The following is an 18,555-nucleotide window of genomic DNA, read 5'->3' as shown; positions in this document are numbered from 1 at the left end:
ATGACCACCGCCATCGAAATCGGCGCCGCGCCGCTCACCCTCGCCCAGCTTCGCGCCGCCCTGAACGGCCCGGTCACGGTCAGCCTGACCGACGCCGCCTGGGCCAATGTCGAAAAGGGCGCGGCGGTCGTCGCCGCCATCCTGGCCGAGGGCCGCACGGTCTATGGCATCAACACCGGCTTCGGCTTGCTGGCCAACACCAGTATTGCGACGGAAGACCTTGAAACCCTTCAGAAGAACCTGGTGCTCAGCCACGCCTGCGGCGTCGGCGAACCGCTGGACGAGAACGTCACCCGCCTTCTGATGGTGCTGAAGATCGCCAGCCTGTCCAAGGGCGCTTCGGGCGTTCGGCGGCACACGCTGGAGACCCTGATCGCCATGGTCAACGCCGAGGTCCTGCCGCTGATCCCGTCCAAGGGTTCGGTCGGCGCTTCGGGCGATCTGGCCCCGCTGGCCCACATGAGCTGCGTCCTGATCGGGGTCGGCGAGGCCCGCTATCAGGGCCAGACACTGGACGCCGTGACCGCCTTGGCCAAGGCCGGGCTGAAGCCGGTCGTCCTGGGCCCCAAGGAAGGCCTGGCCCTGCTGAACGGCACCCAGTGCTCGACGGCCCTGGCCCTGGCCGGCCTGTTCGCCGCCGAGGACGTCTTCGCCGCCGCCGTCGCCGCCGGCGCCCTGTCGGTGGACGCCCTTCTGGGGTCGGACGCGCCGTTCGATCACCGCATCCACGCCCTGCGCGGCCAGCCGGGTCAGATCGACGTGGCCCGTCGCCTGCGCGAACTGCTGACCGGCAGCGCCATCCGCGACAGCCACCGCCACGATTGCGCCAAGGTGCAGGACCCCTACTCGCTGCGCTGCCAGCCTCAGGTCATGGGCGCGACGCTGGACGTGCTGCGCAACGCCGCCGCCATGCTGGAGCGCGAAGCCAACGCTGTGACCGACAATCCGTTGGTCTTCATCGAAGACGGAGACGTCATCTCGGGCGGCAACTTCCACGCAGAACCTGTTGCTTATGCAGCAGATATGATCGCCATGACCCTGTGCGAGATCGGCAATATCTCCGAGCGCCGCACCTCCATCCTGGTCGACCCCAAGATGACCGACCTGCCCGCCTTCCTAGTCAAGGACAGCGGCGTGAACTCGGGCTTCATGATCGCCCAGGTGACGGCGGCGGCTCTGGTGGCCGAGAACCGCATGGTCGCCCACCCCTGCGTCATCGATACCGTGCCGACCAGCGCCAACCAGGAAGACCATGTGTCGATGGCCACCCACGGCGCGCGCCGCCTGCTGGATATGGCCGCCAATACGGCGACCGTGGTCGGCATCGAACTGCTGGCCGCGGCGCAGGGCATCGACTTCCGTCGCCCCCTGACCTCCTCGCCGGAACTGGAAGAGACCTACGCCATCGTGCGCGAGGCGGCCGAGCCCTACTCTGCCGACCGCTACTTCGCGCCGGACATCGCCCGTGCGACGGACGCGGTGCGGGCCGGACGTTACCGCGCCTTCGCCGGCGACCTGCTGCCCTCAGCGTAGATCTCGGCCAAGCCCCGCGCATCGACGACAGGCGTGTGCGGGGCTTGCACACTCCCCTTGATGGCGCGCCTGAACCTGGACGACGCCTCTTCATCTCCCCCTCAACAAGGTCGCGGAAACTCCGGCGTGAACCTCGGCCGCCTCTGACCCGTTGAGGACGTGCGCGGCGCTTTGGTCGCGCTGACGGGAGGCTTCTGAATGAAGGTCGTCGCTCTGAGCGGGCTAGCGCTTGGCATCATGACGCTGGGAGCCGGGGGCTGGGCGGCGTGGAACTCCACGGCCATCGCCCACCGCGACGTTGTCGGCGCCGCCATGCATATCGAGGTGGTCGCGCCCCAAGAACCGAACCTTCCGCCCCCTACCGCCCTGGCCGTCGGCAACCTGCGGGATGACTATGTTCATGACCCGGAGCGGCTACGGCCGCCCGCAGTGCTCGATGCAGAATACGCCTATCTCGAAGCGGACTGGTCCGACCCGCCTCCCGTAGAGGAGCCGCCGCTCGAGCGTACAGGCGGGCTAGTGTGGACGACCTTGCGCCCCGCACCGATCCAACTCGAGCCTCACGACTACAGCTTCGGCTTCGACCAGCCGCTACCGGCTCAAACGCCGGAGGATGATCGCTCGCCAACCCAGATCGCGGCCGCCGACACGGCCATCCGGGACGAAGGCGGCCTCGACTAGAGCTGTCGAGGCCGCCGCGTCATCAACGGCGCGAAGTGACGCTGAGGGTGTAGTCGCCCTCTTCCGAGGAGCCGAGCGTATTGGCGCGGATCGAATAGGTTCCCGGACGCAGGGTCTGGACGATCTGGGCGCTGGTGCCGCCGCCGCTGTCGTCGTCGGTGGCCAGGGAGTCGCCGTCGCACTGCGGCCCTTCATAGAGCCCCAGGTAGGCGTCGAAATCACCGGAATCGAGACGGAGGGCGACACTGCCCGCGCGCGCGATCGTCAGGGCGTAGCAGTCGTAGAAGGAGCCGTCGTCGGCGCGGCGGTCACTGAACTCCAGACGGCCAGAGCGGCTCTCACCAACGGAAATCGGCAGGACCTGGGTCGTCGGTCGGATGCGCTCGCCCGCCGAGACGCGCAGTTCATAGCGGCCGGTCTCGCCCTCGCTCAGGGTGTTGGCCTTGATGATCCACAGGCCGCCGCTCGAGGCGAAACGCAGCTGCGAGTTGGTGCCCATGTCGGGACCGTCGTCGTTGGTGATCGAGGTGTCGTCGCAGTCCGCTCCAGCGCCCGCCGACAGATAGGTGTCGAAGTCCGACGAGCTGAGCGTGACCGTATAGGCCTCGTCCGGGTTGGTCTGAACGACGTAGCAACGGTAGTGCGAGCCGTCGCCCATGCGGGCGTCCTTGGCGGTGAAGTTGCCCTGGATGGTCTGGCCGGGACGGATGGTGCTCTGGGCCGAGGCGGCGCCGGCGACGGCCAGAGCCGAGGCCAGAACGGTCGTCATCAGAAGGGTGCGCATAGAGGGGGAGTCTCCGTGGGGGTCCGAAACAGCGCCCTAACCCGAGCGCCTAAACAGTTGATTTATTTTACACTTAGCAAGGGAACGCGTTTCAGCGCCGCTACGCTGGCGGCGTTGGTGCAGAAGCAGACCGTGCGCAGCTGCCGGATCACGGTCTGGAAGTGGGCGACCACCGCCTCGGTCGACTCAGTCGCCGCCTGAATGACGCCCGAGGCCATGCCGACCACATCTGCGCCCAAACGAACGGCCTTGGCCACGTCGACACCGTCGCGGACGCCGCCCGAGCCGATGATCAGGGCCTCAGGCAAGGTGTTGCGCGCCTCGGCGATGGCGCGGGCGGTGGGGATGCCCCAGGCGGCGAAGGCAGCGGCGTGAGCCTTGTCCGCCGAATCGATCGCGCGCTCGCCCTCGATCAGGCCCCAGTTGGCGCCCCCGGCCCCGGCGACATCCACACCCGCCGCACCCATGGCGATCAGGCGCTGGGCGGTGACGGCGGAAATGCCTGCCCCCGTCTCCTTGACGATGACCGGCGCGTCCAGATCGCGGATCAGGGCCTGAAGGGCTGCGCCCACGCCCCACCAGTCTCGGTCGCCCTCGGGCTGACAGGCTTCCTGCAAGGGGTTGAGGTGCACGACCAGGGCGTCGGCGCCGATCATGTCCAGCGCCCGCCTCGCCTGCCCGACGCCGAAACCGCGCGTCAGCTGGGCCGCGCCGATATTGGCCAGAATCGGCGTGTCGGGCGCCCGGTCACGCAAGGACCGATCCAGTCCGCCGGTCGCCCCGCCCTCGATGGCCGCCCGCTGCGAGCCAACGGCCAGGGCGATGCCCAGATGCTGAGCGGCCTCGGCCAGACGGGCGTTGATGGCCTCGGCGCGAGCCGGTCCACCGGTCATGGCGCTGATCAGCAGGGGCGCTTGCAGACGCCGCCCGAGGAAGTCGGCGCCGAGGTCGATCTTGGCGTGGTCCAGATCCGGCAAGGCCTCATGTACGAAGCGCCAGTCGTCGAAGCCGGAAGCCAGAGCGTGACGCCCGCCGCCGGACAGCACCACGTCGAGGTGCTGGTCCTTGCGGCCCAGGATCAGGTCGTCGCTCATCGCGCCCTCCCCGTCAGCCTCAGGGCTGGCGCTCGACCGTCAGCACGTAATCGCCAGTCGAGGCGGCGGCGAAGCTGCGGGCGCGCACGACATAGGTCCCGTCGCGCGGCGCGGTCCAGTCCAGCCGGGCGTGGGTGTCCGACAGGCTGTCGTCGTCCTCAGCCAGACTGCGGAAGTCGCCGTCCTTGTCCTCGCCCACCTCGACGAAAGCGTCGAAAGCGGCTGAGATCATGGTGAAACGCAGCTTCTCGTCCGCCTTGGCCTTGAAGGTGTAGGCGTCGAAGGAAACGCCCTCGTCATTCATGGCGTCGTTGTCGGTCAGGCTGCCGCGCGCCGTCGATCCGACCAGCAGGCTGCCCGCGCCCGGTTCAGGCCCACGGTCGGCGAACTCCAGCGAATAGAGCCCCTTGCCGCTGCTGGAATAGGGCAGAGCGCGAATCACATAGTCGCCGTCTTCCGGCAGGGTGAAGGTCAGCCGGGCGTCCGTGCCCTGACGCAGGCCGTCGTCGTCGGAGGCGAGTTCCTCGAATTCGTCGCCCGCCTTGCCGACCTGCAGCAGGGCGTCGAAATCGCCCGAACGCATGATGGCTTGAACGCGCTGGCCCTCGGTCCCGCTGAAGGCGTAGCCGTCATAGAGGCGCCCCTCGTCATCGACCGCGCCGCCCAGCTTCAGGTCGCCCTGAACCGTCTGGCCGAAACTGATGGCGGTCGGCGGCGGCGGCGGCGCCACCTCTTCCAGTTTCAGATCGTAGCTGCCCGTGGCGTCCGAGAAGCCGCGCGCCTCGATCAGATAGTCGCCGTCGTCAGGCAGGACGAAAGTCAGGCGGGCGTTCAGTTCGCCGCCGCTGTCGTCGTCGGTGGCCAGGCTGTTGTGATTGGCGTCGAACAGTTCGAGGTAGCTGTCGAAATCGTCGGCCTTCAGACTGATCGCCACGCGTTGGCCCGCGCGACCAGTGAAGCGGTACAGGTCAGCAGGCGCGCCGGCGTCGCTCTGGGCGCTGTCGTCGTCCAGACGGCCGCTGACCTCTTCACCGATCGTGATGCTGCGCGCCTCTGGTGCGGGCGGGCCCTGCTCCAGCGACAGGCGATAATCGCCCTCGGCGCCCGAGCTCACTGATGCGGCCTGGATCACATACTCGCCGGCCTGAGGCGCGGTGAAGACCAGGTAGGAGTTCAGCCCCTTGCCCGCGCCATCATCGTTCTGGGCCGACTGCACGAAGGAACCGCCGACCATGCGGCCGATGCGTACCAGCGGGTCGAAGTCATCCGCTTCCAGCAGGATCGCCACCCGATCCCCGGCGTTTGCGCGGAAGGCGTAGGCGTCGAAGGTGTTTCCATCCTCGTCTTCGGCGTCGCCGTTGGTGAGGCGGCCCGAAACGTCTCCGCCGACGGAAATCCGGCCGGGACGCGGCTGACGCGGCGCCACGCGCTCGCTTAGCGCCAGGGTATACCCCCCGGTCTCGAGACCCGAATAGGGCCGTGCGCGAACAATATAAACTCCGTCACTCTCGGCCGTGAAGCGCAGGCGGGCGTTCATGCCGCTGCCTGCGCCGTCGTCGTCGGTCGCCAGCGGCTCGCCCGAGGTGCGGCCCTCAGCGTAAATCGCCAGGAAGGAATCGAAGTCGCTGCTGCGCAGTTCGGCCTGCAGACGCTGTCCTGCACGAAGCTGCACCCGGTAGTCGTCATAGCGGTAGGCGTCGCTGCCCCGGGTTCGCGCATCCCCTTCTTCCAGTCGTCCGCGAACCTCGGCGCCGATGCGGATGTCCGTCGCGCTCTGGGCGAAAACGGAGCCGGACGACAGCAGGGCGACGGCGCTGACCGCCCCGAACAGGGCCGCGAACTGAGAATGACGCATGAAAACCTCTTTGCTGGCGCTATCATAGACGCCGAACCGCAGCGGCTGTAAATCGCGCCCACGCTTTCACGTTCCCAAGCCTTTTGGAGCCGATCATGGCTGACGAACCCGCCCGCGCCTCGCTCATCGACGGCAAGGCCTTCTCGCAGACCCTGGTCGAGCGCGTGGCCGCGGCCGCCGCGCGCCTGGAAGCCGCTCACGGGGTCAAGCCAGGCCTGGCCGTGGTCATCGTCGGCGAAGACCCCGCCAGCCAGCTCTATGTCCGCAACAAGGGCGAAACGACGCTGAAGGCGGGGATGCGGTCGGACACCCACCGCCTGCCCGACACAACGACCCAGGCCGAGCTTCTGGCGCTGATCGCGGCGCTGAACGCCGACGCGGGCGTCCATGGCATTCTGGTGCAACTGCCCCTGCCCAGGCATATCGATTCGGCCGCCGTCCTGGGCGCTATCGACCCGGACAAGGACGTCGACGGCTTCCATGTGGTCAACGTCGGGCGCCTGGCGGTGGGTCTGCCCGGCATGATCCCCTGCACTCCTCTGGGCAGCCTGATGATGCTGAAGGACCAACTGGGCGACCTGTCGGGCCTGAACGCCGTCATCGTCGGTCGCTCCAACATCGTCGGCAAGCCGATGGCCCAACTGCTGCTGGGTGAAAGCTGCACCGTCACCATCGCCCACTCACGCACCCGCGACCTGCCCGCCCTGTGCCGCACCGCCGACATTCTGGTGGCCGCCGTGGGTCGCCCCGAGATGATCAAGGGCGACTGGATCAAGCCGGGCGCCACCGTCATCGACGTGGGCATCAACCGCGTCCCCTCGAAGGACCCGGTCAAGGCCGCCGAGGGCAAGACCCGCGTCGTCGGCGACGTGGACTTCAATGAAGCGGTCGAGGTCGCGGGCCGGCTCACCCCGGTCCCCGGCGGCGTCGGCCCCATGACCATCGCCTGCCTGCTGGCCAACACCTACACCGCCGCCTGCCGAGCCGCAGGCGTGACACCCGAAAACCTGAACAGCTAAACGTCTCGAAAAATCCAGCCTTGAAGCGGAGCCTTTCGGCCCCGATAGTCTTTACCGGATCAGCGGTCATCATGGCCGCCGGAGGAGCTCATGGCTGGATTCTCGCCCCGTCTCGCGGCCGTCGCCGCCGTCGTCGTCCTGACCCCCGCCGTGGCGGGCTGCGGCTACAACACCATTCCGACCAAGCAGGAGCGCGCCGAGGCCGCCTGGGCCGACGTCCAGAGCCAGTACCAGCGCCGCTCGGATCTGGTGCCGAACCTGGTCGCCACCGTCCAGGGCGCGGCCATTCAGGAACGCACCACCCTGACCCAAGTGATCGAGGCGCGAGCCAAGGCCACCAGCGTCAACATCGACGCCTCCAACCTCGATAACGCGGCCGCCTTCCAGCAGTATCAACAGGCTCAGGGCGAGCTGTCGTCCGCCCTGTCGCGCCTGTTGGTGACGGTCGAAGCCTACCCCCAGCTTCAGGCCAACCAGAATTTCCTGACCCTGCAGTCGCAATTGGAAGGCACAGAGAACCGCATCGCCGTGGCGCGTCGCGACTACAACGAGGCCGTGCGCGACTACAATACGTCGCTGCGCACCTTCCCGACCGTGATCTGGGCCAAGACCCTGCACGGCGGCTCCAAGCCCATGCAGCTGTTCACCGCCACCGCCGAGGCCCAGAGCGCCCCGACCGTCAACTTCAACCTCGGCGTTCCGGGCGCCCAGCCGGGAGGCGGCGCGCCTGCAATCACGCCCGGCGCCGCGCCGGGTTCTACGCCGCCTGCCGCTGCTCCGGCTCCGGCGGCGTAGTCAGCCTGACATGAGCCCTTCCGCCCTCGCCTCGAGGGAACGGCGAGCGTCGGGACTGATTCCGGCGCTGCTGCTCGGCCTTGTCCTGTTCTGGGCGGCGCTGCCCGCCTTCGCCGCCGAGATCAAGTTCCCGGCCCTGACCGGACGGGTGGTCGACGACGCCCAACTGCTGAGCCCGGAACAGGAACAGGCCCTGACCGGCAAGCTGGCCGCGCTGGAACAGCAGACCGGCGATCAACTGGTCGTCGTCACCCTGCCCTCGCTTCAGGATCAGGAGATCGAGGACTTCGGCTATCAGCTGGGTCGTCACTGGGGCATCGGTCAAAAGGAAAACGACGGCGGCGCCCTGCTGATCGTCGCGCCGAACGAGCGCAAGGTGCGCATCGAGGTCGGATACGGGCTGGAAGGCGTCCTGACCGACGCCTACTCCTCGCTGATCATCCGCAAAGACATCCTGCCCGCCTTCCGCCAGGGCGACTACGCCGCCGGCATCATCGCCGGGACCGACGCCATCATCGCCCAGCTGACCGCCGATCCCGCCGAGGCCCAGGCCCGCGCGGCCGAGGCCAAGAGCGCGGCCAGCGAGCGCGAGAAGCCGATCCTGCCGGCCCTGATCATCTTCCTGATCTTCTTCTTCCTGTTCATCAGCCTGGTCGGGGCGGCGGCGGGCGGTCGCAGACGTCACGGCAAGGGTGACGGCCTGACCCCCATTCTGATCTGGGCCGCCAGCGAGGCGCTGAAGAACCAGGGCCGCGGCGGTCGTGGAGGCGGCGGCTGGGGCGGCGGAGGCGGTTTCGGCGGCGGCGGATTTGGCGGAGGCGGCGGCGGCTTCGGCGGCGGCGGCGCCTCGGGGGGATGGTGATGCAGTTCACGACCGACGACCACGCCCGCGTCGCCGAGGCCATCGCCCGCGCCGAGGAGAACACCTCGGGCGAGATCTTCTGCGTCGTGGCGCGGCAGGTGTCCTCCTATCGCGACGTCAGTCTGGCCTGGGCGGCGGCGGCGGCCCTGTTGCTGCCGCTCGGCCTGATCCCCCTGGGCTTCGGGGCTCACTGGCTGCCCAATCTGGCGGGCCTGGGCAGCGCCGACTGGCAGGCGGCCCACGCCGCCGCGCGCGAGGTCGAGATCGGACAGGCTCTGGCCGCCTATGCCCTGGTGCAGGCGGCGGTCTTCGTCAGCGTCTTCCTGCTGAGCCTCATCCCCGCCGTGCGCCGGCTGCTCACCCCCGCCCCCTTGCGCCGCACCCGCGTGCGCCGCGCCGCCATGCAGCAGTTCCTGGCCCACGGCCTGCACGTCACCGAAGCCCGCACCGGGGTCCTGATCTTCGCCGCCCTGGCCGATCATCAGGTCGAGGTCATCGCTGACGAGGGCATCCACGCCTGCGTCAGCCCGGAGGTCTGGGCCGACGCCGTCGCCGCCCTGACCGCCGCCCTGCGCCGTAATCAGCCGGTCGAAGGGATGCAGCAGGCCATTGCCCTGTGCGGTCAGGTTCTGGCGGAACAGTTTCCGCCGCGAGCCGCTGATATCAACGAGGTCCCCGACCGTCTGGTTGTCATCTAGACTGTATAGACAGGCTGCGGGATCGACCGCGCCGACAAGGACCCATGCCCAGACTCGTCACCTATAATGTGCACCGCTGCGTCGGCGTCGACCGCAAGCTGGACGTGGCGCGCGTCGCCGCCGTCATCGCCGAACTGGAGCCGGACATCGTCTGTCTGCAGGAACTGGACGTCGGCCGCGCCCGCACCAACGGCGTCGATCAGGCCCACGCCATCGCCGAGCGGCTTTCGATGGGCTTCCGCTTCCATCCGGCCATGACCATCGAGGCCGAGTTGTACGGCGACGCCATCCTGACGGCGCGACCCGAGCGGCTGATCCGCGCCGCCGCCCTGCCGACCCTGCCCAATCTGCGAGGCCTGGAGCCGCGCGGCGCCCTGTGGTCGGCCATCGACTTCGACGGAACCATCCTGAACGTCTTCAACACCCACCTGGGTCTGGTGCCGCGCGAGCAGAGGCTGCAGGCGGCGGCCCTGGTCGGACGGGACTGGCTGGGCGATCCGGCCTGCAAGGGCCCAACCATCCTGACCGGCGACTTCAACGCCACCTCGATCACCCGCCCCTATCACGCCCTGACCCGACGGCTGGCCGACGCCCAGCGCGAACTGGGATTGAAGCCTTCGGTGAAGACCTTCCCCTCCAGCTTCCCGGCCATCCGCATCGACCACTGCTTCGTCAGCCCTGAGATCCGGGTGACGGGCGCGATGACGCCCCTGCACCCGCTGGCGCGGGCCGCTTCGGACCATCTGCCGCTGGCGATCGACTTCGAGTTTCAGCCCGGCGTTTGAGGCCCCTTGAGGCGGGGACGCTGCGAGCGATTCAATCGCCTCCAGGGCCGCCACGCATCCGTCGACGAGCCGGGATCACCCAGCTGCCATTCGGCGATCATCCGCTGGGCCTTGCTGGGCGGGTCCGAGCCCAGCACCGTCATCCGATCCGCGCCGAAGGTCTGGACCGCCTGCCCGACCGACCCCATGACCGCCTCTGCATGGGCGAAGTCCTCGCCCGATATACCGAGAAAATGGCCGATGGATTGCTGGCGGAAGCGGCGGATCGCCTCACGCCCCTCCTCCGTCGTCGGCTCGGCGGCCACGTCGCACTCGGTGTCCAGACCTTGCGAACGGTTGTTCAGATTGGTCGAGCCGATCCGCAGCAGCCGGTCGTCGATGACCGACATCTTGGCGTGGACGATGATCCGGTCGCCCTCGATGGTGCGCGGACTGAAGGCGAAGAAACGGTTGTATTGATCCGCCTGCTCCAGCCGGTACAGGACCTCGGCGCGGGCCGTGTCCATCGTCAGACTGTCGAACCAGCTGGGACTACGCCCGGTTGAGACCAGCACTACCTCCGGCCCCTCCGGCTCGGCCAGCCGTTCAGCGAGAGCGGCGGCGATAACGGGTGAGGTGAAATACTGGTTCTCGAGATAGATCAGCCGCTTCGCCCTGCGGATCGAGTCCAGATGCAGGGCCTCGTTCTCGCGCACCTCGGGCCGCCCTCGAACGCGCGGCTCGGTGCGTGCGATGCCGACGGGCACGTTGGTCAGGCTCGGCTCCACGCCGTCCGGCCAGGGGTCGCTCTCGACCACCTCCGGCAGGGTTCGTTCCCAGGTGGCGCGATACCAGCGCTCCCGCGCCAGATCGCCCAGAGCCTTGGCCGCCGGCCCGTCCATGACGCACATGACCTCGTGCCGGGGGGCGCTGAACAGGCCGGACGGCTGGCAGCGGCGCGGGTCGTTGTCGAGATGCTCGGCGGTGTCCCAACGGTCCGTGGCGATGTCGCCGCCGCCGCAAAAGGCCACCTTGTCGTCGATGACGATCACCTTCTGATGGTGGCAAGCCCCGAGGATGCCGGGGTTGTCGAGGCGGAATTCCACCGTGCGCTTACGGAACCAGCGCTGCGCCTTGTGCGGATAGAAGCCCTGGGATGCGGCGATCAGCAACGGCGACTTCCAGATCAGCAGCCGCACGTCCAGATCAGGCTTTTCACGCACCAGCATCCGCAGCTGATGGCCGATCTCGCCGCGCCGGTCGGTCAGCGGGGATTCAGGGTCCAGCCGCGTCCTCGGGTCGAACTGCCAACCCAGGACGACGATGGAGGTAGTCGCCTTTTGCAAGGCCGAAGCCAGGGCGTCGAAGTAGGCGTTATTCTCCATCAGCGGGGTGAACCGGCTGGCTGTCGCCACGCGCCAGCAGTCGCGCCCGGGATCGAGCAGGCTGCCTTCATAGGTGTCGCCCTGGTCGTGCATGCGGCCTTAGCTGTCTGATTCGCGTGACGATCCGCCCAGCGTCCGATGTTACAGTGACGCTGCCACGATTTTCGTTCCACGACCGGCGGTCAATGGCTCCGCTTCATATTGCCGCCTCATTGTAATACGGCCCTGCGTCTGTCATAACGCCGACCATGCAAATGCTGCTGGAAATGCTGGCTGGCCTGATTGCGATGCTCGCTGCGGCGGCGTTGTCGCAGTTCGGCGTCGATTTGCACGCCCCGCGCAACGCTGATCGTGAGATCCAGCGCGTGCAGGACTGCAGCAAGGACAAGCCCGCCGCCGCCATCACCGTCGCCGCGCCCAGCGACTGCTGATACGGCCGTTTCAGCGGCGATCATCCCCGATCTTCCCGTTAAATCCCTGCGTCCGAGCCTTTGCGCGACCGGATCCAGCCGCTAGGGTTCAATCCCTCCGCGCGCCCTCGCCGCGTATCCGGCGAATAGTGATCGAGATCGACGCCCCATGAAGTCCAGCCATCGGCCGCCGCTCAACCTCTCCGACCCGGAACCGGGCGAGGGTCACGACGAGTCCAGTCCCTTTGTGACATCCGAAGAGGATTCGGCGCTCGCTTCCGACGACTCGCTGGAGCTCGAGCGGACGCTCGAGCCCGAACGTCCCATGTCCGAGCGTCGTCGTCGCCGCCTGCTCGAGGAGCAGCGTCTGGCCGAAGAGCGCGCCGCCGCGCTGCACGCCCAGCCCGAACTGTCCATTTCGGCCGATGCGCCACCCGCCGTCGTCGATGACACGTCGCCCCCCGCCCCTATCACCACCGCTTCGAGCCGCCGCTCCGCCGCCGCGCGCCCCGGCGGCAACGCCTATATGATCGCCGGCCTGGCCTCGGCCCTCTGGATCGGCGGCGTGGCCTCCTGGTTCGCCTATGAGTTCGGATCGGGCGCGGTGCAGTTGGAGCCGCTGCGGCTGGCCGTCTACGCCCTGATCGCTCTCGCCCCTGCGGGCCTCGCCATCATGCTGGCCCACGCCGTGCGTCAAGGCGCCAATCTGGCGAACGAGACCCGTCGCGCGCGTGACATGGCCGAGTCCCTGGTCGGACCGACCGCCCTGGCCGCCCATCAGACGGGCCAGGTTCTGACCAGCCTGCGCGGCGACATAGATCAGGCGGCCCTGGCCGCCGAACGCGCCCGCAACGACATGGCCCTGCTGCGCGAAGCCCTGGCTCAGGAAACCGTCCGCCTGAACGAGGCCGCCGAGAGCGCCGGCCGCACAGCCCGCCGTCTGGCCGACCAGTTGGGCCGCGAGCGCGAACAGATGGGCGCCCTCGGCGTGCAACTGGACAGCCAGGCGACCGGCGTCATCGACGCCGTCGAGCGCCAGTCGCGCATGGTGGTCGACGCCTCTGACCTGGCCCAGACCCAACTGCGCGAGGCCGAGGCCGCCCTGGCCGCTCGCGCCGCCGATCTGGCCGCAGCCGCCGGCGAGGCCCAGGACGCCGCTCGCGCCGCCGCCGACGATCTGGCCCGCCAGACCCTGCGTCTGGAAACCGCCGGAACCGGCGTCGCCGAGCAGATCCAGTCGGTCGAGGAAGGCCTGAGTCAGCAGCGCGCGTCGCTGGTCACCGCCGCCTACGCCCTGCGCACCGATCAGGAAGACTTCTCGGCCCAGATCGAGAGCCAACGCGCCCAGTTCACCGAGCAGTTGTCCCTGACCCGCAGCGCCGCCGGCGAGCTGGCCCAGACCAGCGGCGACGTCAGCGACGCCCTGAAGGCCCAGGTCGAGGCCGTGACCGATCAGTTCCGCGCCCTGGTGGACCTGTCGCAGCGCGAGGCCGACGGCTTCGACCACGCCACCAAGCTGGCGCTGGACCGCTTCGAGGCCCTGGCCGCCGAGGCCCGCGATCTTCTGGTCGAGGAAACCCGCCGCGCCCTGTCGGCCCTGCAGGCCACCGCCGAGGAGCAGCGCGCCGCCGCCACCGCCGCGATCGAACAGGCCCAGATCCGCGCCGACCGACTGGGCGAGTCCCTGTTCGACGCCGCCCAGAAGGCCGACGAAGCCGCGGAGGCCCGCATCGACGGCGCCCGCAAGATCGTCAACCAGACCGCCGACATGGTCGATCTGACCGGCGAGAAGGTCATCGAGCGGCTAGAGGGCACGCTGGAGCGCATGACCGCCGCCCTGGCCCAGGTCGAAACCGTCGTCGCCGAAATGGACGACCGCGCCAGCCGCCTGCCGGAAGAAGCCGCCGCCCGCGTCAACGCCGTGCGGGCCTCGGTCGAGAGCGGCCTGTCGGCCCTTTCCGCCGCCTCGCGCAAGGCCGCCGAGGACACGGAAGCCCTGGAGTCGGGTTTCCAGGACCGCGTGCGCCGCAACTACGAGATGCTGACCGAGGCCGTCCGCGTCATGGGCGTAGTGTCGGGCGACACGCCGACCAGTCGTCGCCGCGAGCCCCTGCTGTCTGCGGCCGCGCCGGAAACGCCGCGCTACAAGCCGCGCCCGGTCGAACCGAAGCCCGAACCCAAGCCGGAGGCCAAGGAGCGTGGCTTCGGCCTGCGCGGCCGCCTGCGGCTGGAGCCGACCGGCGACGAAAGCCCGGCCGCGCCGCCCGCGCCGACGCCCGCCAAGGACGAGGCCCTGGACTGGAACGATCTGGCCAAGGATTACGATCAGGAAGCCTACGAAGCGCCGCTGGAGCTGGACGCGCCTGTCGCGGCGCCGGTCGACGCCGCCGCCCTCGCCGACCGCATCACCGCCGCCATCCGTCGCATGGGGGTCGATCCCAATGCGCTGCTGCCCCGCGCCCGCATTGAGGAAGCCGCCCGCGCCCTGGCCGCACAGGACCCCGACCGGGCCCGCCAGATCGTGCGCCGCGTCGCCCCCGCCGCCGTGCGCAGCGTCTCGCGCCGCATTCTGGCCGACGCCGAACTGCGCGCCGACGCCGACGCCTATGTCCGCGCCTTCGGTCTGGAAATGCAGGATCAGGCGCGCCGCGGCGACGCCCACGACGTGCAGGCGCGACTGGCGACCGACGAGGGCCGCGCCTTCATGCTGCTGGACGCCGCCATCGGCGACCTCGGCTAAGCTTGCCGCAAAGCTGTCACATTTTGCCCCGGCGGGCTTGACCTCCCGCCGGGTTTGACCGCACCGTTCCGGCCGCTGTCGCGTTAGTGTCACACAGGGTGGACTCCTTGCTGGATATGGACAACGGGCTTCGCCCAGATCGACGTCCCGCCATCGCCATCTGCGCCTGGGACCCGAGCTTCACGGCCTGGGACCCGGTCGAAGACCTGTCGGGCGATCCCTGGAACCCGATCGGCGCCCGTACCCTGCCCGTTGCCGGCTCGGCCGAGGCGGACGCCCTGGCCGCCCAACTCAGCGACCTGCTGGCCAAGGGCGAATGCGGCGCCCTCCTTCTGGTTGGGCGAACCGCCCACACCGGCGTCTTCCGCGTGCAGATGCGGGCCGAAAACCGATGTCTGGACAGGGCCGACCGGCTGGATCACACCGGCCCCGGCGTGGCCCGCGCCACCGCTCCGACCGCCGAGATCGTCCGTGACCTCAGCGCAGCGGGACTAAACGCCGTGGCCGCCTCGGACGCCGAGGAGGATGCGGGCAGCTATATCCTCTATCGCATTCTGAACGACCTGCCGGACGGCCCGGCCTCGCCCGCCATCGGCCTGATCCGCGCGCCGTCCGATGTCACCAACGCCAAGGTGCAGTTGGCGGTCAAGACCGCGGCCTCGGCCATCGCGCGCCACCTGGCGCCCCTGCCCCGTCCCAGCGCCGCCTAGGCCTTCCTCAGTCGCATCTGCAGGACCACGCCGGCCAGCCCTCCGCTCGCCGCCAACCCGGCCATGGCCAGATAACCCTTGAGGCCGAAAGCGTCATACAGGGGCCCAGACACCGCCGTCGCCAGGCCGATCAGCAGTCCTGCCGACAGTACGGAGCCCAGCGTCTGCGCCGCTGTGTGATCGTCCGGCGGAGAAAGACGCTCAACGATCTGCACCCCGGCCAGATAGGTGGCGGCGAAGCTGAACGCGTGCAGGGTCTGCAACGGCCACAGCGCCCACAGCGGCGGCGCGAAGGCCATCAACGTCCAGCGCACGACCGCCGCGCCCGCGCCGATGGACAGCATCAGCCACGGTCCGATCCCGGCGCGCCGTCGCCACGGTTCGACCACCCACATGAAGCCGATCTCAACCAGAACGGAAAAGGCCCAAAGCAGGCCGGTCACGCTCTCGGGAATGCCCTGCGCCTTCCAGGCGATGGCCGAGAAGCCGTAGTAGAAGGCGTGCGCCGCCTGCACCGCGCCGATGGCGAAGACCGCAGCCATGAAGAGAGGGTCGACCACCAGCCGCCCCAATCCCTTGAAGCGTTCCAGCCCCGGCACGCGGGGACCATCCGTGACCGGCTCGGCCGGCAGGACGCGCCAGGCCGTTGCTGCGATCAGAACCGCCGCCGTCGCAATCCAGATGATGACCACGTCGGGCGAGGTGCGCGTCAGCAGGGCCCCCATGCCGATAGTGGCGACCACGAAGGCCGCCGAGCCGCAGCCGCGCGGCAGGGAGAAGTCGAAGCCCTCGCGCTTGGCCACCCGCAAGGTCATGACGTCGCTGAGCGGGATGAGCGCCGCCGCCGCCGTGGCCCCGACGAACCAGCAGACGGCCCAGGCGGCGAAGCCCTGCACCAGGCCCGCCCCCCCGTAGCCAAGCGCCATGGCCAGCCCCAGCAGGGCGATCGGCGTGCGCCTGTATCTGAACCCGTCCGCCCAGACCGCCAGCAGCGGGCCGGTCAAGACCCGTCCCAGCATGGGGATGGCCAGCAGGGCGCCGATCTCGGCCCCGCTCAGCCCCTGCTCGCGAAACCACAGGCCCGCGAACGGCAGGGTTACCCCGCTGGCGGCGAACAGCAGGACGTATTGCAGGGCCATGCGCGGGGCGGACTTCATCGCTGCTGCGATAGCAGACTCCGGTAAAGTTGTGGTCTAGACATTAGGTCATGAGCCATGACCGCAACCTGCTTGTCTTCGCCGCCTTCAACGGCGCCATGGCCGTGGCGCTTGGCGCCTTCGCCGCCCACGGCGCCGGTCCGGCGGTCAAGAGCCTGCTGACCACGGGTGCCCAGTATCAGATGGTCCACGCCGTCCTGGCGGTCGTCTGCGCGACCTGGGCCGCGGGCGACAAGATCGCGCGGATCGCCGGCTGGCTGGCGGCGAGCGGCGGGCTGATCTTCTGCCTGGCCCTGGCCATGATCGGCCTGCTCAGCCTGCCCGTCATGGGGACTGTCGCCCCTGTCGGCGGAACCCTGATGATCGCCGGATGGATCGTGCTGGCCGTCGCCGCGTTCCGCTCACACATCGTCAACGCCTGACCGGCCAATCTGAAAACCCCTCATTTCTGACATGGCGTTTCCCTTGACCGACACCCCCCGCCGCGACCTCTACCCCGAGTTGGAAGCCAATGCCTCGGGTTGGATGCAGACCGACAGCGTCCACGAGATCTATTACGAGGAAAGCGGCAACCCGCACGGCGTGCCGGTCATCGTCCTGCACGGCGGCCCCGGCGGGGCGGTCAATCCGGGGATGCGCCGCTACTTCGATCCGGCCAAGTACCGCATCGTCATGTTCGACCAGCGCGGCTGCGGTCTGTCGCGACCCAACGCCTCGCTGGAAAGCAACACCACCTGGGATCTGGTCGCCGACATCGAGCGCCTGCGCGAGATGCTGGGCATCGACAAATGGGTCGTCTTTGGCGGCTCGTGGGGGTCGACCCTGTCGATGACCTACGCCATCAAGCATCCGGACCGCTGCCGGGCACTGATCCTGCGCGGCATCTTCCTGCTGACGAAGAAGGAGCTGCACTGGTTCTATCAGGACGGCGCCTCAATGATCTTCCCTGACGCCTGGGAACGCTTCGTCGCCCCCATCCCCGAGGCCGAGCGCGGCGACCTGATGGCCGCCTACAACAAGCGCCTGCTGGGCGACGACATCGCCGAGCGCAATCGCTGCGCCGTGGCATGGTCCAGCTGGGAAGGCGAAACCGTCAGCGTCCAGGGCCCCTCGGGCAAGCCGGACAAGTTCGCCGAGCCCGAGTTCGCCGTGGCCTTCGCCCGGATCGAGAACTGGTACTTCACCAACGGCGGCTTCTTCGACAGCGAGCACTGGATCCTCGAGAACATCGACACCATCCGCCATATCCCCTGCTGGATCGCGCAAGGGCGCTTTGACGTGGTGACGCCGATCTCGGGTGCCTGGGCCCTGCACCGCGCCTGGCCCGAGGCCAAGCTGGACATCGTCGGCGACGCCGGCCACGCCTCCAGCGAGCCCGGCATCATCGACAGCCTGATCAAGGGCACGGACTGGGCGGCGACGCTTTAGATCGTCGCACCGCCTTCCTCGTCGTCCCGGAAAGGGCGCAGCCCTTATCCGGGAGCGCCGGAAGCACAGCCGCCTGACCTCGGCTAATGGCAAACCGCCGCGTCCTTGGCGGTCCCGGCTCGGCGCGGCTTGCGCCGCTGGGCCGGGATGACGGCTCTATGCGGCCGGCTGCGGATTGGTCTTCATAACCATTTCATTGAGCTGGAAGCCGATGCGGCGGGCCTCGCGCTCCTCGGGCTTCTTGATCGCAGCCAGGACCACGTTGAGCTGGGTGTAGTGCTGGATCAGACGCACCGGCTTTCCGTCGGCGTTGCGCCCGAAGAAGATGATCAGGTCCGGGCCCCAGAAGCCGACATCGACGATCTGCATCGTGCCTTCGCCCGGCAGGCCGACCACGCGGGCGCCGATCTCCTCGTCCTTGTCCAGCTTGGCCTCGAACTCCTCGATCAGCTTGGACAGGCGCACAAAGGCCCATTCGGCCGGATTGTTGCGCATCCTCACGCCCTCGGCCAGGGCCGCCGCCTCGTTCTTGGGATCGGCCATGACCGGCTGCGGACAGGGCGTGTCGCCGCAGTCCGAGAACATCGAGGGATCGGCTTTAGGGATGGCGTCGGGTTCGGTCGCTTTGTCGGTCATGGCC

At 68.8% G+C, this 18,555-nt stretch carries 18 protein-coding genes; 12 read left to right on the top strand and 6 right to left on the bottom strand.

The genetic code is table 11. From position 1 onward, the window contains the following. Entirely contained in the window at positions 1-1,533 is a 1,533-nt protein-coding gene (gene hutH, locus ACI2KI_RS00605) for a histidine ammonia-lyase (protein ID WP_404616866.1), read from the top strand. A 198-nt stretch (positions 1,534-1,731) separates the two neighbouring features. Beyond that, positions 1,732-2,214 (top strand): hypothetical protein, encoded by a 483-nt coding sequence (locus ACI2KI_RS00600; RefSeq protein WP_404616864.1) that lies wholly within the window; start codon positions 1,732-1,734, stop codon positions 2,212-2,214. A gap of 22 nt (positions 2,215-2,236) precedes the next feature. Here the strand turns inward: ACI2KI_RS00600 and ACI2KI_RS00595 are convergent, their stop codons facing one another. The 3 genes from ACI2KI_RS00595 to ACI2KI_RS00585 all read right to left on the bottom strand — a co-directional run bounded on the left by ACI2KI_RS00595 (position 2,237) and on the right by ACI2KI_RS00585 (position 5,947). Next, positions 2,237-2,998: a peptidase gene (locus ACI2KI_RS00595; protein ID WP_404616862.1), complete on the bottom strand. Its 762-nt coding sequence runs from the start codon at positions 2,996-2,998 to the stop codon at positions 2,237-2,239. Between the two features lie 62 nt (positions 2,999-3,060). Further along, on the bottom strand, positions 3,061-4,092 hold the full coding sequence (fni, locus tag ACI2KI_RS00590; RefSeq protein ID WP_404616860.1) for a type 2 isopentenyl-diphosphate Delta-isomerase: 1,032 nt from the start codon (positions 4,090-4,092) through the stop codon (positions 3,061-3,063). Positions 4,093-4,111: 19 nt separating this feature from the next. Further along, on the bottom strand, positions 4,112-5,947 hold the full coding sequence (locus ACI2KI_RS00585) for a PPC domain-containing protein (protein ID WP_404616858.1): 1,836 nt from the start codon (positions 5,945-5,947) through the stop codon (positions 4,112-4,114). Between the two features lie 95 nt (positions 5,948-6,042). Between ACI2KI_RS00585 and folD the strand changes: the two genes are divergently transcribed. From folD to ACI2KI_RS00560, 5 genes are all read left to right on the top strand, one after another. Continuing rightward, positions 6,043-6,966, top strand: coding sequence for a bifunctional methylenetetrahydrofolate dehydrogenase/methenyltetrahydrofolate cyclohydrolase FolD (folD, locus tag ACI2KI_RS00580; RefSeq protein ID WP_404616856.1), 924 nt, complete (start codon positions 6,043-6,045; stop codon positions 6,964-6,966). Positions 6,967-7,056: 90 nt separating this feature from the next. Further along, a complete protein-coding gene (locus ACI2KI_RS00575) occupies positions 7,057-7,761 on the top strand; it encodes a LemA family protein (RefSeq protein ID WP_404616854.1) in 705 nt (234 codons plus the stop codon). Positions 7,762-7,771: 10 nt separating this feature from the next. After that, positions 7,772-8,623: a TPM domain-containing protein gene (locus tag ACI2KI_RS00570; RefSeq protein ID WP_404616852.1), complete on the top strand. Its 852-nt coding sequence runs from the start codon at positions 7,772-7,774 to the stop codon at positions 8,621-8,623. Next, on the top strand, positions 8,623-9,321 hold the full coding sequence (locus tag ACI2KI_RS00565; RefSeq protein WP_404616850.1) for a TPM domain-containing protein: 699 nt from the start codon (positions 8,623-8,625) through the stop codon (positions 9,319-9,321). Before ACI2KI_RS00570 ends, ACI2KI_RS00565 begins: the two co-directional genes overlap by 1 nt. Before the next feature lie 44 nt (positions 9,322-9,365). Further along, positions 9,366-10,106: an endonuclease/exonuclease/phosphatase family protein gene (locus ACI2KI_RS00560; protein WP_312065480.1), complete on the top strand. Its 741-nt coding sequence runs from the start codon at positions 9,366-9,368 to the stop codon at positions 10,104-10,106. On the opposite strand, the gene ACI2KI_RS00555 is transcribed toward ACI2KI_RS00560, so the two are convergent. Continuing rightward, positions 10,091-11,563, bottom strand: a complete 1,473-nt coding sequence (locus ACI2KI_RS00555; RefSeq protein WP_404616848.1) for a phospholipase D-like domain-containing protein — start codon at positions 11,561-11,563, stop codon at positions 10,091-10,093. The genes ACI2KI_RS00560 and ACI2KI_RS00555 overlap by 16 nt on opposite strands. 155 nt (positions 11,564-11,718) lie before the next feature. Here ACI2KI_RS00555 and ACI2KI_RS00550 point away from each other — a divergent pair, with 155 nt between their 5' ends. The 3 genes from ACI2KI_RS00550 to ACI2KI_RS00540 all read left to right on the top strand — a co-directional run bounded on the left by ACI2KI_RS00550 (position 11,719) and on the right by ACI2KI_RS00540 (position 15,330). Further along, the gene (locus tag ACI2KI_RS00550; RefSeq protein WP_292082464.1) at positions 11,719-11,901 is read left to right on the top strand and encodes a hypothetical protein; all 183 of its coding nucleotides are present in this window, start codon (positions 11,719-11,721) and stop codon (positions 11,899-11,901) included. A 148-nt stretch (positions 11,902-12,049) separates the two neighbouring features. Next, positions 12,050-14,620, top strand: a complete 2,571-nt coding sequence (locus ACI2KI_RS00545; RefSeq protein WP_404616846.1) for a tipN — start codon at positions 12,050-12,052, stop codon at positions 14,618-14,620. A 116-nt stretch (positions 14,621-14,736) separates the two neighbouring features. Then, positions 14,737-15,330: a hypothetical protein gene (locus ACI2KI_RS00540; RefSeq protein ID WP_312065483.1), complete on the top strand. Its 594-nt coding sequence runs from the start codon at positions 14,737-14,739 to the stop codon at positions 15,328-15,330. Here ACI2KI_RS00540 and ACI2KI_RS00535 read toward each other — a convergent pair. Beyond that, the gene (locus tag ACI2KI_RS00535) at positions 15,327-16,487 is read right to left on the bottom strand and encodes an MFS transporter (RefSeq protein ID WP_404616844.1); all 1,161 of its coding nucleotides are present in this window, start codon (positions 16,485-16,487) and stop codon (positions 15,327-15,329) included. The two genes, ACI2KI_RS00540 and ACI2KI_RS00535, sit on opposite strands and share 4 nt — an antisense overlap. A 50-nt stretch (positions 16,488-16,537) precedes the next feature. Here ACI2KI_RS00535 and ACI2KI_RS00530 point away from each other — a divergent pair, with 50 nt between their 5' ends. Continuing rightward, positions 16,538-16,909 (top strand): DUF423 domain-containing protein, encoded by a 372-nt coding sequence (locus ACI2KI_RS00530; protein WP_404616842.1) that lies wholly within the window; start codon positions 16,538-16,540, stop codon positions 16,907-16,909. A gap of 31 nt (positions 16,910-16,940) precedes the next feature. Then, positions 16,941-17,915, top strand: a complete 975-nt coding sequence (gene pip / locus ACI2KI_RS00525) for a prolyl aminopeptidase (RefSeq protein ID WP_404616840.1) — start codon at positions 16,941-16,943, stop codon at positions 17,913-17,915. A gap of 156 nt (positions 17,916-18,071) precedes the next feature. On the opposite strand, the gene ACI2KI_RS00520 is transcribed toward pip, so the two are convergent. Then, complete coding sequence (locus tag ACI2KI_RS00520; protein WP_404616838.1) at positions 18,072-18,551, bottom strand: DUF6173 family protein; 480 nt, start codon at positions 18,549-18,551, stop codon at positions 18,072-18,074. Between the last annotated feature and the right edge of the window lie 4 nt (positions 18,552-18,555).

The sequence above is a fragment of the Brevundimonas sp. NPDC046655 genome, assembly GCF_044901625.1.
Classification (GTDB): domain Bacteria; phylum Pseudomonadota; class Alphaproteobacteria; order Caulobacterales; family Caulobacteraceae; genus Brevundimonas.
This window is presented reverse-complemented; position numbering and strand designations above follow the sequence as displayed.